General features: G+C 59.9%; 12 protein-coding genes. 11 read left to right on the plus strand and 1 reads right to left on the minus strand.

What is annotated here, in order from left to right; translation table 11 throughout:
- Positions 1–16: 16 nt before the first annotated feature.
- From ACILQ5_RS07220 to ACILQ5_RS07270, 11 genes are all read left to right on the plus strand, one after another.
- The gene (locus ACILQ5_RS07220) at positions 17–1,159 is read left to right on the plus strand and encodes an aminotransferase class I/II-fold pyridoxal phosphate-dependent enzyme (protein WP_395657301.1); all 1,143 of its coding nucleotides are present in this window, start codon (positions 17–19) and stop codon (positions 1,157–1,159) included.
- Positions 1,156–1,785, plus strand: a complete 630-nt coding sequence (locus ACILQ5_RS07225) for a sugar transferase (protein ID WP_395657302.1) — start codon at positions 1,156–1,158, stop codon at positions 1,783–1,785. Before ACILQ5_RS07220 ends, ACILQ5_RS07225 begins: the two co-directional genes overlap by 4 nt.
- Positions 1,775–2,413: a NeuD/PglB/VioB family sugar acetyltransferase gene (locus ACILQ5_RS07230; protein WP_395657303.1), complete on the plus strand. Its 639-nt coding sequence runs from the start codon at positions 1,775–1,777 to the stop codon at positions 2,411–2,413. Before ACILQ5_RS07225 ends, ACILQ5_RS07230 begins: the two co-directional genes overlap by 11 nt.
- 20 nt (positions 2,414–2,433) lie before the next feature.
- Positions 2,434–3,684, plus strand: coding sequence for a glycosyltransferase family 4 protein (locus tag ACILQ5_RS07235; protein WP_395657304.1), 1,251 nt, complete (start codon positions 2,434–2,436; stop codon positions 3,682–3,684).
- On the plus strand, positions 3,650–4,726 hold the full coding sequence (locus ACILQ5_RS07240) for a polysaccharide biosynthesis protein (protein ID WP_395657305.1): 1,077 nt from the start codon (positions 3,650–3,652) through the stop codon (positions 4,724–4,726). The genes ACILQ5_RS07235 and ACILQ5_RS07240 overlap by 35 nt, the downstream gene beginning before the upstream one ends.
- On the plus strand, positions 4,726–5,847 hold the full coding sequence (locus tag ACILQ5_RS07245; protein ID WP_395657306.1) for an NAD-dependent epimerase/dehydratase family protein: 1,122 nt from the start codon (positions 4,726–4,728) through the stop codon (positions 5,845–5,847). Before ACILQ5_RS07240 ends, ACILQ5_RS07245 begins: the two co-directional genes overlap by 1 nt.
- 5 nt (positions 5,848–5,852) lie before the next feature.
- Positions 5,853–6,959, plus strand: coding sequence for a non-hydrolyzing UDP-N-acetylglucosamine 2-epimerase (gene wecB / locus ACILQ5_RS07250; protein WP_395657416.1), 1,107 nt, complete (start codon positions 5,853–5,855; stop codon positions 6,957–6,959).
- 200 nt (positions 6,960–7,159) lie between these two features.
- The gene (locus ACILQ5_RS07255) at positions 7,160–8,083 is read left to right on the plus strand and encodes a glycosyltransferase (protein ID WP_395657307.1); all 924 of its coding nucleotides are present in this window, start codon (positions 7,160–7,162) and stop codon (positions 8,081–8,083) included.
- Positions 8,070–9,437 (plus strand): O-antigen polysaccharide polymerase Wzy, encoded by a 1,368-nt coding sequence (gene wzy / locus ACILQ5_RS07260; protein WP_395657308.1) that lies wholly within the window; start codon positions 8,070–8,072, stop codon positions 9,435–9,437. Before ACILQ5_RS07255 ends, wzy begins: the two co-directional genes overlap by 14 nt.
- A 4-nt stretch (positions 9,438–9,441) precedes the next feature.
- Positions 9,442–10,695, plus strand: coding sequence for a lipopolysaccharide biosynthesis protein (locus ACILQ5_RS07265; protein WP_395657309.1), 1,254 nt, complete (start codon positions 9,442–9,444; stop codon positions 10,693–10,695).
- A gap of 20 nt (positions 10,696–10,715) precedes the next feature.
- Positions 10,716–12,980 (plus strand): glycosyltransferase family 4 protein, encoded by a 2,265-nt coding sequence (locus tag ACILQ5_RS07270; protein ID WP_395657417.1) that lies wholly within the window; start codon positions 10,716–10,718, stop codon positions 12,978–12,980.
- Between the two features lie 75 nt (positions 12,981–13,055).
- On the opposite strand, the gene ACILQ5_RS07275 is transcribed toward ACILQ5_RS07270, so the two are convergent.
- On the minus strand, positions 13,056–14,081 hold the full coding sequence (locus ACILQ5_RS07275) for an NAD-dependent epimerase/dehydratase family protein (RefSeq protein ID WP_395657310.1): 1,026 nt from the start codon (positions 14,079–14,081) through the stop codon (positions 13,056–13,058).
- Positions 14,082–14,083: the final 2 nt, after the last annotated feature.

Here is a 14,083-nt window from a genome sequence, read left to right on the forward strand (position 1 = left end):
GAACGCTCTGAGGGGAATGATCACCATGGAGGCGATCTTGCTGTCGCCGCCTGATGTAGGCGTGCTCGAACAGGACTACGTCATGCGCGCGATCAAGTCCGGGTGGGTCGCACCTGCCGGTCCCGACCTGACCGCGTTTGAGCGGGAGATTGCTGAGCGAGTCGGTGCCCCATACGCTGTAGGGCTGTCTTCGGGTACCGCGGCGCTGCACCTGGCGCTGGTCTCGTGGGGCATCGGACCGGGAGATGTCGTACCCGTCTCGACGCTCACATTTGCCGCCACCGTCAACGCCATCCGCTACGTCGGCGCGGAGCCGTACTTCGTCGACTCTGACCCGATTACGGGCAACATGTCGCCAAGGCTCCTGCGGAGAGCCCTAGCCGCACTCCGCGCCGAAGGCCGGCTAGTGCGCGTGGTCGTTCCCGTTGACCTGCTCGGCAAGATGGCGGACTATTACGAGATCCAGCAGCTGGCCGACGAGTTCGGCCTGAAGGTGCTTTCTGACGCTGCCGAGTCCTTCGGTGCGACCTGCCGTGGTCGGGCGGCCGGATCCTTCGGCGATGCCGCGGTACTTTCGTTCAATGGCAATAAGATCATGACCACATCGGGCGGTGGAGTGTTGCTGACCCGAGACGGCGATCTTGCCGCGCATGTGCGAAAGCTGTCGACGCAGGCACGAGAACCCGTCATCCATTACGAGCACACCGAGATTGGGTACAACTACCGGCTGTCCAACATCCTGGCCGCATTGGGGCGTGCGCAGCTCGCGCGGCTTGAGGAGATGGTTCGGCGGCGACGACGCTGGCGCTCCGCCTACCGAGCACTCTTTGCCTCGCAGCCTGGCGTTTCGATCCTCGGGGGTCCGGACGATTCGGACTCGAACTGCTGGCTTACTGCAGTTATCGTCGACCCGGAACTCTCTCGATTTACAGTTAGTGATCTGAGCGCCGCCATGACGGCAAGCGAGATTGAAACCCGACCGGTCTGGAAGCCAATGCACATGCAGCCTGTTTGTGCGGGTCTACGGGGCACTCTCGACGGAACGGCCGAGCTACTCTTTTCAATGGGGCTCACGCTGCCATCCGGATCGGGGATGTCCGACGCCGAGTTCGGACGTATCGCGGAAGTAATTCACAGCGTCTTAGGTCTGTCGAAGTGAACCTGACTTCTTACGGGCCGTGGAAGCGCCTAACCGACGTCGTCGTGTCCAGTTTGGGCATAGTCATCACCGCGCCTCTTCAGATGGTTGTCGCAGTGGTGATCCGTCTCCGGATCGGCTCGCCGGTACTCTTCCGCCAGGAACGTCCCGGCAAGGACGAGCGTATCTTCACCCTTATCAAGTTCCGCACGATGCTGCCCCCTGACCCCAGTCGTGGTCCCATGACGGACGCCGAACGTATGACTGCGCTGGGCTCGCTGCTGCGGTCAACTAGCTTGGATGAACTCCCGACCCTCTGGAATGTCTTCAAGGGCGACATGAGTCTCGTCGGCCCGCGTCCACTTCTGGTTCGCTACCTCGACCGCTACACACCCGAGCAACGACGTCGTCACCAGGTGCGTCCTGGTGTCACTGGGCTGGCGCAAGTCAGCGGGCGGAATGCAATAACGTGGGAGGAGAAGTTTGCAAAGGACGTTGAGTATGTCGACCGCCTGAGTCCAGCTCTGGACCTCTCAATCATGGTCCGAACTATTGGACGAGTTCTGCGTCGGGACGGCATTGCCGACTCGGGCGGTGTGTCGATGGCTGAGTTTACGGGCACTGGAGGTGACCCTCGTGACGCGTGACCTGGTTGTGGTGGGAGCAGGTGGATTTGGCCGCGAAGTGATCGATGTGCTTGATGCCGTCAATGAGGTAGCCGATCGTCCCGTCTTTAACCTACTTGGCGTCGTTGATGACGCACCCGCGGACGAGAATCTAACTCGACTCGAAGCCCGCGGCGTCCGCTATCTGGGGGGCATGGAAGGTCCGAAATTCGAGCACGTTGATTTCGTCGTCGGTATTGGTGCCCCGGCAACGCGCAGACGGGTAGCCGAACGGATGCTCGCTCGCGGTGCCAGGCCCACGACTCTGATTCATCCCTCAGCGACCTTCGGCTCTGGCGTAACGGTAGGTGACGGGAGCGTGGTGTGTGCCGGTGTCCGTGTCACCACAAATATTCATCTCGGTCAGCATGTCCACCTGAACATCAACGCGACCGTGGGTCACGACTCCTCCATTGGCGACTTCGTGAGCGTGAACCCGCTCGCGTCCATCTCCGGAGATTGCGTCATCGAGGACGAGGTCCTGATCGGAGTGGGCGGTGTCGTGCTCAACGGCGTGACAGTCGGACGGGCGTCTGTCGTTGGGGGCAGCGCGTGTGTCGTGAAGGATGTACCCCCCGGGGTTGTGGTCAAAGGGATTCCAGCACGATGACGGAGCCGAGGCTCCTGTTCGTGACCCAGTGGTACTCCCCGGAACCGGCTGCGCAGCCTGTGGGTATTGCCACGTCGCTCAAGGAACTCGGCTTCGACGTGTCAGTTCTGACTGGGATACCGAACTATCCGACGGGACGGATACACAAGGGGTACCGCGCGTCGCAAGTCAGCACACACGTGGTCGATGGCATCACTGTCCGTCGGACGCCGCTCTTCGCAGACCATGGACTCAAGACTCACCGGAGAATTGCCAATTACGTCTCCTGGGCGCTGTCGAGTTGCTTCTTCGGGGTAGCCCAGGTTCGTCGGGCCGACGTCGCTCTCGTCTATTCGTCTCCAGCAACGGCGGCATTGCCGGCCCTGATGGGACGTCACTTGTTCGGTGTCCCATACGTCCTGGTGGTTCAGGATGTTTGGCCGGACTCAGTATTCGCTTCTGGGTTTCTTTCGGGTCCCTTGGGCCGCGCTGCACGTTTGATGCTTGAATCGTTCGTCTCGTGGGCCTACCGCTCTGCTGCCACTGTCGTGGTCATCTCGCCCGGGATGGTCGACCTGCTGGCGAATCGGGGCGTGCCCCCCGAGAAACTCGAGCTCATCTACAACTGGGTTCCCAGGGGGCATGTGGGTGATCATGTCGACTCGCTGGATCTTCGGGAACAGCTGGGAATTGGGCGCGAGGAGTTCGTGCTCCTCTATGCAGGAAACCACGGTGCTGGCCAAGCGCTTGCGACTGCCGTCTCAGCGTTTGGTCGGGTAGGCAACGACGTCCACCTGGTGCTGGTGGGGGACGGTGTCGAGAAGAACGACCTGCGGCGCCGGGTCAAGGAGCAGCGGCTGCGAAACGTTCACTTCCTGGACCAGCAGCCCAGCTCCGCGATGCCGGCGATCGTGGCTGCGGCCGACGCCCAGCTCGTGTCTCTCGCCGACCAACCTCTCTTTGCGGTCACGATGCCCAGCAAGGTTCAGGCGATTCTGGCATCAGGAAAGGCCGCCGTGGTGAGTGCCCCAGGTGACGCCGCAGCGGTCGTCGAGCGCGCGGGCGCGGGAATTGGAGTAGCACCCGAGGATCCGCGGGCGCTGGCCGAAGCGGTCTTACGATTGCGCAACCTGCCCTCGAGTGAATTGAGAGCGATGGGCATACGCGGCAGAGAGCTCTACCTCCGCGAGATGGCTGAGGAGATCGGGTCCCACAAACTGGCGGACGTCCTCCGTCGTGCATCATGCAGTCACGGCGATGATCGACGGGCTGGGGCGCAGACAGGTGAGTGACGGAGTGAGCGACACGCAAGGACCGGTGCTGGTCACCGGGGGAACGGGCTCGTTCGGATCGACAATGGTGCGCAGGCTGTTGGCTACCGACATCAGTGAGGTCCGGGTTCTGAGTCGGGACGAGGCGAAGCAGGACGCGCTACGTCGCGAGTTGGCAGACAGTCGAGTGCGCTTTCACGTCGGAGATGTGCGTGACTCACGTAGCGTCGAGGATGCGATGACCGGTGTCGCCCACGTGTTCCATGCCGCCGCCCTTAAGCAGGTTCCGAGCTGCGAGTTCTTTCCGATGCAAGCGGTGCTGACCAATGTGACTGGAAGCGATAATGTGATCCGTGCCGCCGAACGGGCCGGAGTGCAATCGGTTGTGTGCCTCAGCACCGACAAGGCTGTCTATCCGATCAACGCCATGGGTATTTCGAAGGCAATGATGGAGAAGGTCGCTCAGTCCCACGCCCGCACCTATGGGACTAGAGGAACAACGGTATCTATTACCCGCTACGGCAACGTAATGTACAGCCGCGGGTCGGTGATCCCCGTATTCGTCGAGCAGATCCGGTCGGGCCACCCGCTAACAGTGACTGACCCGGACATGACACGCTTCTTGATGTCACTCGACGAGTCCGTGGACTTGGTAGAGTACGCATTCTCGAACGCCGTTGCCGGCGACCTTTTCGTGCGAAAGGCCCCGGCCTGCACGGTGCTTGACCTCGCCGTAGCCACGGCCTCGATTTTCGGCGTCGAACACCCCGACCTCCGGGTTCTGGGCGTGCGTCACGGCGAAAAACTCTACGAGTCGTTGCTTAGCCGTGAGGAACTTCAGAAGGCCGACGACCGCGGCGACTACTTCCGAGTACCCCTCGACGCGCGCGGCCTTGAGTACGAACTCTTCTTTGATGAAGGTGAGCGGCGAGTTGTCCAGGACGACTACACGTCGCACAATACTCGACGGCTCGATGTCGACGAGGTCAAGACGATCCTCCGATCGTTGCCACCTATTCGTCGTGAATTGGCTGCCGCTGGCATCGCCGTCGAGGACGACTAATGAGAGTGATAATCACCGGCGGACACGGCTTTCTCGGCTGGCATACGGCGGCGCGTTTGCGTGCTTTGCACGAAATGGAGGTTGTGCGGCTCGGTCGCGCGGAGTTCGCGGATCCTGATGGCCTCGTTCAACACATACGACGTGCTGATGTCGTTCTGCATCTCGCAGGCGTCAACAGAGCGGCGTCTGACGAGGAGGTCAGGGCAGGCAACGTCGCGCTCGCTACGCAACTTGCCGCCGCACTGGTTGCGGCTTCCAAACCCGTACGGGTTGTCTACGCCAACAGCATCCAGGCGCGAGGTAAAAGCCCCTACGGCTGTGGCAAGGCCGAGGCGGGGGACCTAATTCGCGCAGCTACGGCAGCGGCCGGCGGGTCGCTTGCCGATGTCATTCTGCCGAACCTCTTCGGCGAGCACGGTCGCCCCGAATACAACTCGTTCGTTGCGACCTTCTGCCACCTGATCGCTAACGACGGCGCACCGTCCATTATCCAGGACATCGAGGTCCCCCTCCTCCACGCCCAAGCGGCTGCCGAAGTGTTGCTCTCAGCGATGATTGGCGATCAGGACGTGGTAATCGAGCCTACCGGGGAGCCCCGGAGCGTCTCCGAGATCCTCGATCAGATTCGTGGATTCCACAACGTGTACCGCAACGGCGATATCCCAGCCCTTCCTGACAGCTTCTCGGTCGATCTGTTCAACACCTATCGCTCGTACACATTCCCCGAGCAGTTCCCGCGGTTCGCCACCGTACATGCCGACGCACGAGGTGAACTCTTCGAAACGGTGCGGAGTCATGGCGGCAAGGGACAGTCTTTCGTCTCGGTTACCCGGCCCGGGTACACGCGAGGCGAGCATTACCACCTGCGAAAGATCGAGCGCTTCTATGTCGTCCGTGGCGCCGCAGAGATTAGCCTTAGACGGCTTTTGCACGATGAAGTCATCCGATTCACCGTATCGGACGATCGGCCTGGCTACATCGACATGCCGACCATGTGGGTGCACAACCTCACTAATGTTGGGAACAACGACCTCGTCACAATTTTCTGGACGGACCAGTTGCTCGACCCGGATGATCCCGACCAGTATCCCGATCGAGTAGTGCAGGAGACCCGTGCGTGAAGGTGATGACGATCGTTGGGACGCGTCCCGAGATCATCCGACTCTCAAGAGTGATTGCACGGCTAGACGAGTCGGTGGAACACATCTTGGTCCACACTGGCCAGAACTACGACTACCTGTTGAATCAGGTATTCTTCGAGGACCTCGAACTCCGTGAACCGGACCACTACCTCGAAGTCGACACATCGTCCTTGGGTCGGGTTTTGGGTGAGACTCTGATCAAGAGCGAACTGGTAATGCGGGCAGAGCAACCAGACGCCGTCCTAGTGCTGGGAGACACAAACAGCTGCTTGGCGGCGATCATGGCGAAGAGGCTCCAGATTCCCGTTTATCACATGGAGGCGGGGAACAGGTGCTTTGACGAGAACGTTCCTGAGGAGACGAACCGACGGCTCGTTGACCACGTCGCGGACTTTAACCTCGTCTACACCGAGCACGCGCGGCGGAACCTTCTCGCGGAGGGACTACACCCGAGGCGACTGCAGCTAACGGGCTCGCCAATGCGCGAGGTCCTTGAGCACTTCCGACCGCAAATTGATGCGTCTGACGTCCTCGACAGACTCGGGCTGGAGCCGCGAGGCTATTTCTTGGTCAGTGCTCACCGCGAGGAGAATGTGGACTCGCCCGCTCGCCTCTCATTGCTGATCGACTGTCTCCGTGCTGTGCATTCGACTTGGGGACTGCGCGTAATCGTCTCTACGCATCCTCGCACGCGCAAGCGGCTGGAGGTGCTCGACGGCTTCGATGGAATCGCTGGGGTCGATTTTCTCGAGCCATTCGGTTTTCACGACTACAATCAGTTACAGATGCGGGCCGCCTGCGTGTTGTCCGATAGTGGGACGATCTCGGAAGAGAGTTTGATCTTGGGGTTTCCTGCGGTGACGCTTCGCGACTCGATCGAACGCCCAGAGGCTTTGGACAGCGGCGGAATTGTCATGGTCGGGCTCGACCCGGCGAATGTTGTCCTGGCGCTCGAACTGTTGTTGCGGCAGGACCACTCGCCCGACTTAGTCCCGAACGCGTACGACATTCGGAATGTCAGTCAGCGTGTCGTAAACTTTATCGTTTCAACAGCTGGGCGTCACGCAGGTTGGGCTGGAATCAGATCATGACTAGCGGCGATCGCGTCCTAATTCGAGCAACCAATCTCCGGTCAGGGGGTGGCGTCCAAGTCGCCGGCTCGTTCTTGGACGAGCTGGCGACCGGACGGTGGGACGAGCAATTCCCTTGGATACAGAGGACTGATTGCTGGGTTTCCTCTCCTGTCTGGGACTCATTAGGCGCGCAAGCGCGCGCAAGACTCCCGATTTCGGTGCTCGATCCCAAGCCGTGGCAGAGCGTAAAGAGCGACCAATCGTATCGAGTAAGTTTCGCAATATTCGGCCCTGAATACAGGCCACATGGTCTCGCAAAGTACCATATTGCTGGCTATGCGGACGTGCGCTCAATCTTCGGGACGCCCAAGGGCGAACCGTCAACGGCCAAGTCCAGGGCATGGTGGAAATTGCGCGGGGCGGCGTCGCGCTTTGCGATTAGCCGCGCGGATATGGTGATCGTTGAATCCCAGGCAATTGCTTCGAGGTTGACCGTTCTGAAGCGATGGAAGACGCCGGTGGCGGTTGTGCCAAATTCATACAATGGGATTTTTGATCAACCGGAGACGTGGGAGCCCGTTGGCGTTCTTCGACCCAAGGACACACACTATCTGCTTGCCTGCATCGCGCGACCCTATCCACATAAGAACCTTGAGTTGCTACCGGCGGTTCGGGAGCGCGCGCTCAAACTAGGCGTCTCAATTCGATTTGCCGTAACACTTCCGGCCGAGGATTGGGATCGGCGGGACGGACGGTTTAGAGATGCTTGCGTCAATCTTGGCGTTATATCTGTGCGTCAGGTTCCCGATGCCCTGAGCGCCATGGATGGCGCAATCTGCCCGAGCCTTCTTGAAGCCTTTTCCGTGACGCCGCTTGAGGTGATGCGCAGCGGGAAGCCACTCTTCGTGAGCGACCGTTACTTCTATCGAGAGGTCTGCGGGCAAGCTGCTGCCTATTTCGATCCGCTCGATGCGGGTGACTGCGCGAAGACGCTGATTCAGGCGTTATCCGACAGGAAACTCACTTCGCGCATGATTGCCTCGGGGCGTGCCGTTGTTGCCCAACTTCCCAGCGCCGGCCAGCGTGCCGGGTCCTACCTATCGTATATCGACGAAATTTACGGTAGCGATGACGAACGCTGAACTTGAGCTTGAACGGTCGGCCGTCAGTAGACAGTGGGCCACCGTAACTGCCGGGCTCCTACTGTCATCGATGATTCTCCTCATCGTCGATCCCGAGTGGTCCGTCCGAGCCGTCTCAGGCGTTGGCCTCGCAGTTGCACTCATGTCGCTTATTGCGGTCGGAAGCTCTATCGAGGGTGGGTTCTGGTCCATCCCGCAGACGTGTCTTCTGACCCTATGTATCTTCCACGCTGGTGCTCTCGTCGAGTTCCTACACTCAGACACACCTGCGTTCCTGGGAGGACAGCGTCTGCTGCGGATGCCGGAAATGCCGACGGCCGTCTATCTCTCATCCGTGGGGATATCTGCCTTTGCTACGTTCGCAATTCTGGGATACCCAAAGGATCGCAAAGAGTCGTCATCGCCGTCGGATGTGCAGGTTCGGCAGTCCGTCAGCGTAGTTGGAGGCGTAACTCTTGTCCTTGGGTGCGCGCTGTGGTTTGGGTTCGCTAGACGGGCCGGCCTGGGCGTCGGTTCCAACTACTCGGACTATTTGGAGAGCGTCTCGGGGACTCCGGTTCCGTTGTTCTATCAGCTGATTAATCTTGCGCTTCCGCTCGCAATGGTCCGGTATAGGACCCGACTCAATCTGTTGGTCTGGTTGGTCTACTGTCTGTTTGCGGTCGTGGCGTTTCCGCTCGGCCTCAGAGGAGAGGTTCTCTTCCCGGCAGTCGTGGCGGCTGCGGTGATCGGCCTTCAGCGACCGATGCCGAGCTGGCGTCAGAGCACCGCTGTTGTCCTCTTGCTTCTAGTGCCCATCGCCGTCGTGGCGCAGACGCGTCTCACGGCAGAACAGAGGTCGACCACTTCAATCTCAGTCGACCCTCTGCGCGGTGTGTACGAGATGGGTGGGACCCTCTATGTCGTGGCCGAGACTGTTCGGTGGCATCAAACTGAAGAGGAGCCGTTCTATCACGGTCGAACCTACGTCGCCCCTTTACGAGACTCCGGCAAACGCTTCGTCTTGCGTGACAAGAACTACGATCCCAGTCGCGATATGGATTACATGGCGACGCAGGTTATTACTCGCGTTGGGTACTTCGGCGGCTCTGTCATAGCTGAGGCTTACGACAACTTCGGGCGAACCGGCGTTATTGCAGTAATGGCTCTCTTCGGTGCTGCTCTTGGCCGACTGTCGGGTCGCGCGAAGGGCTCCGCTGGCGCACTATTCGGTGCGATAGCGGCAGCCGTTATGTTTCAGCAGTTGGTCCGGAATGCTTTTGAGTCTGCGCCGGTTCTCGCGTTGCTTAGTTTGATCCTTTGGCTCCTCAGCCTTGGCGTCGCGGCAGTGCAGCGCACGCTGAAAGCAACTTAGAGCCATGCAATTGCAAGGCGTCGCCTTCACCACCACCATGCTTCGGATGGGGATACTCGGGGTTGCTTTTTGCGCAAACGTCTTGATCTCTCGCCAGCTGAATCCGTCGGGGCGCGGCGAGTACCAACTGGCACTGACGATCGCCCTACTGACTGCCACGGTCGTTGCCCTATCCGGTGAGCAGGGCGCCACAGAACTCTACGCGCAAGATCCTGGACATCGGACGCAGGTGGTCGCAACGGCGCTGTATCTCGCGCCGGTCCTCGGCCTTGCAGTCGGTGTTGTCGCGGCGGTGGTAACCGCCATGGGAGCTTTCGGTCTGAGCGGCGATCTGTGGTGGGTCGTGGGCATGATTGCATGTGTCACCGTCTTCCAAGTGTGGGGCCAGAGGTTGCTCCTAATGGATAACAAGCCTGTAGCCGCAGGGGTGATTGGACTCCTAGAGGCAAGCGTGTTTCTTGCGGGAAGTCTGATTCTCGTCGGTTTGAACGGCATGACAGTTTCGGCTGCTTTGGCGGCATACGCTGGCGGTCTTTTTGTCAGCTCCGCGGTGACGGTGGTGATCTTCCGACCAAGTCCGCAGGCAGCCCGTCTGCAGCTTGCGGGCCGGATCCTGCAGGCAAGTGCTAGATATCATCCCGGACAGATTCTTCTTTACCTTCTGATGCGTTGCGACGTGCTGCTCCTCGGCTCTCTTGCGAGCAGTTCCGAGGTGGGCTCATACGCGGTCGCGATTGCGATCACTGGCCCGCTGATGGTGGCCGGTAATACGATTACGACTACCTTCCTTCAGAGGCAGTTGACTTCAGACGTCGGCGTTGGAGCGCAGGAGACCGTAGGTCTTGTGCGTTTGACGGCCGTTGTCATCGCGCCATGCAGCCTCGCTGCCGCAATTTCGGCGCCTTTCGTGATCCCACTGATATGGGGTCAGCAATTCTCGGGTGCTATTCTACCTACCCTCGCCCTTCTGCCAGGGGTATTCTTCCTCGCGGTTCAGCGACCGTTCGGCTACTTCTTTGTGAGTGGTGGAAGGGCGGATATCACGAATCAGCGGGCGGCCGTCGGTGCGGTAACGAATGTGACGTTCTCAATCGCACTCGTCCCAACTTACGGCGCGACGGGCGCAGGGGTGGCCGCTTCCGTCGCGTACTTGGTCTACTCGGCCGAGTCGGTCCGGGCATTTTGTCGACTGAGTATGGTCTCGACCAGAGAAGTGGCGAGATCCTTTATCGGTGTCGGAGGGAGAGTCCTACGGTGAGCCGTCCGCGGCATGGGGTTGTGCTAGTCGCCACTTCGTTATCAAACGGTGGTGCCGAGCGTCGACTGCTTGAACTCGTCCGCGCTGCACACGGGCGAGGCATCGCAACCTCCGTGGTGGCGGTTGCGACCGCTGCGCCACATCCCTTGACACAGGACTTCGCTGAAAGTGGCGCAACGGTGGCGTTCGCGCCGTTCCGGCGGCCGGCAGGCTGGCTGCGCTTGGCTGGCATGTTGCGTAAGTGTGCAGTGGTCCACACCCACATCGGGATAGCTGGTGGCGTTGTCGCTTGCCTTGGCAGGTTGTTTGGGACGCCCCGCCGCGTCGTTCACATTCACCTCAACGAGTTGGAGCTGCCCGCCGGGCTTGCTGGACGAGTGCTTAGACGAATCGGCTCGCGGCTAGTGAGACGTTATGCCACCGCAGTCGTTGGGATATCTCAGGAGGCGCTGCAAGCCTCATTCGGAGAGGATTGGGCTAAGGACCCACGTTGCTCGATCGTCGAGCCTGGCATCGATCTGACTCGGTTCGACGACGTCACAGCTGAGAGCACACTGCGGGAGCAACTTGGAGCGCCCGACTCTTCTCGGGTCATCCTGCACATTGGGCGAGATGTCCCAATCAAGAACCGGCCGCAGGCTATGCGCTTATTAGCCGAGCTAGGCGACTCGGTTCATAACGTACATCTCGCCTTTGTCGGAACGATCGACGAGCGGTCGCGGTCCGAGATTGAGACGGAGGCCGCGACGCTTGGGGTGGCGCCCAGCGTCCATTGGTTGGGTATTCGCGAGGACGTGCCGTCCTTGCTGGCTAGCGCGGACCTTCTTCTTCTGACATCTAGGAATGAAGGTGTTCCAGGCGTCGTTCTGGAGGCATTAGCGGCCGGGTGTCCAGTAGTAGCCACGGACTTGCCTGGTCTTCGTAGGGTGCGTGACTTGCTGCCAGAGCAAGTTCGCCTGTGTCCGGTAGACGCGCCGCCTCGGGACTGGGCACGAGAGATTGCCGCCTCGTTCCAATGGTTAAACGAAAGGGCAGGCGAGAAACTCGGACTTGCCAAACTCACGGGCACCGAATATGACTCGACGGTGACCGTCGAGAAACTGATGAGGATTTGGCGCGGGGAAACGCAGCGGCCGTTGGAAGTCGTCCATCTTTTCAGTCATCTCGGATACGGCGGGGCCGAGGTTCGCACCCTGGAGCTTCTCCAGTACCTGAGACCGACGCCTTACAGTACGGTCATGTTTCAGACGGGTGGCGCGAAGGGCCCACTTACCGAGGACTATCTTCGCGCTGGCGCTGATGTTATTACAGTGAGATTCAGGAGCCTCGCCTTTCTTAAGCAAGCGCGGCAACATCTGCGGCAGGTCAATGCCGCAGCTGTTCATGTGCATGTAATGCGCGGCCACGAGCGGGCTAACCTGCTTATTCTTCTGGCAGCATGGTGGGGTGTGCCTGTCCGGATCGTTCACTTTCGGAATGAAGGGGTATTGCGAAGAAATGGGATTCACAGGATCCCGGAATTCGTATACCACCAAATTGCGTTGAGGTTCGCGACCACGATTGCAGGTGTGTCACCAGGGTCGCTTGAGACTGCGTTAGGCCGTCGATGGGGTTCTGATCCCCGGGCGAAACTCCTGTTACCGGGACTAGATATTGAGAAGTTCGCTGGTAGAACTGACCGGAGCTATGCCCGGCAGCTCCTGGGCCTCAGTGCGAATGATCGAATTGTCCTCGTGGTTGGGCGCGACGACCCGCAGAAGTTTCGTGAAAAGGCAGTCCAAGTTTTCGCCGAGCTTGTTCGCGAAAACCAGAATGTCCACTTAGTAATCGTGGGTCCCAGTGATCGGAGTGTGGAAACCCTGCTTGCTGACAGCAACGTCCTATCTGCTCCTGTCGATCGCATTACGATGCTCGGGGGGCGAGACGACGTTCCGCAATTGCTCGGGTCGGCGGACGCGCTGCTTTTGACCTCTCGCCATGAGGGATTGCCCGGGGTTGTCCTTGAGTCCCTTACAGCAGGCACGCCGGTGCTTGCGACGCGCCTACCGGGTACGGAGTTCATTGCGGATAACGTCTCTGAGGGGATCACCCTTGTGGAGTTGTCGCAGAGCGCTGCCAGCTGGGCACGAGAACTCGAAAACGTGCTTAGCCGAGAAGTGGACGAGGAACTTCGGTCCCGAATCGCGGCGCGGATGGAAGAGTCTCGCTTCGTTATGAAGGAGGTGGCCGGCGATTACGAGACCGTTTGGGGTGTGCGGCGGTTTGAAGAATCCTCGACCGAATAGGGTCATTTCAAGCAACTATCTCGCTCTCGGGCGCGTCGGTAGCGCGTCGGTCGCGATGTAGAGGTGTCTGGACCGTTACGAGTAATACTTCCGGTACCAATCGACGAAGTTCGCAACTCCTTCGTCCACCCCTATCGTCGGAGAGAACCCAGTGAGTTGTTGCAAGAGAGTCGTGTCTGCGTACGTCTCGGGCAGTTCGCCAGGGACTGCCGGGACGCTCTGTCTCAGCAATTCCTTGCCAGTAGCGCGCTCGATCGCGCTGACGAAGTCCAGCAAACTCACTGGCTGACCGGCGCCGATGTTGACAGTCCGGTAGGGCGCGGAGGGGCTCAGAGAGTCATCTGGCGAGACCGGAGATCCCTTTCGAGGAATGGCGGCAACTAGTAGTTGGATTGCATTGACTAGGTCATCGATATAGGTGAAGTCGCGACGCATGATCGTCGGATCGTGCAATTGCACTGCTTGCCCTGAGAACGCGGCTTGAACGAATTTGTATAGTGCCATGTCTGGCCGTCCCCACGGCCCATACACGGTGAAGAAACGGAAGCATGTGATGGGAATCGAGTGCAGGTGCGAGTAAGAGTGCGCACAATCTTCCACGGCTTTCTTGGTGGCCGCGTAAAAGGAAAGAGGATGGTCCGTTCGCTCACGTTCGCGGTATGGAGTCTGGTTGTTGGAGCCGTAAACTGACGACGTCGAGGCAATCAACAAGTGCCGGGGGGGACGAGCGCGGGCTTCCTCCAGGACATTGAAGGTCCCGACGATATTGCTCTGCAAGTAGGCCCGCGGATTCTCAAGGGAATGTCTGACGCCCGCCTGCGCGGCTAGATGAATGATGACGTCGGGCCTCGCCGCGTCGAACGCGTCTCTGAGGGCCAGGCGATCCTCGAGCCAGATCGACCGATGCGTGTAGTTGGGCCGCGTTTGCAGGCGTGCAAGGCGAGCGTTCTTGAGGGTGACGTCGTAGTAGTCGGTGAGTGCATCAACGCCAGCCACCTGGTGGCCGGCGTCCAAGAGAGCCTTGGCGACGTGGAACCCTATAAACCCGGCCGACCCGGTTACCAGATATGTGCCCGATTCAGATCCCGAGACCTGGACCATCG

It is taken from the genome of Nocardioides sp. (assembly GCF_044226305.1).
Lineage (GTDB): Bacteria > Actinomycetota > Actinomycetes > Propionibacteriales > Nocardioidaceae > Nocardioides.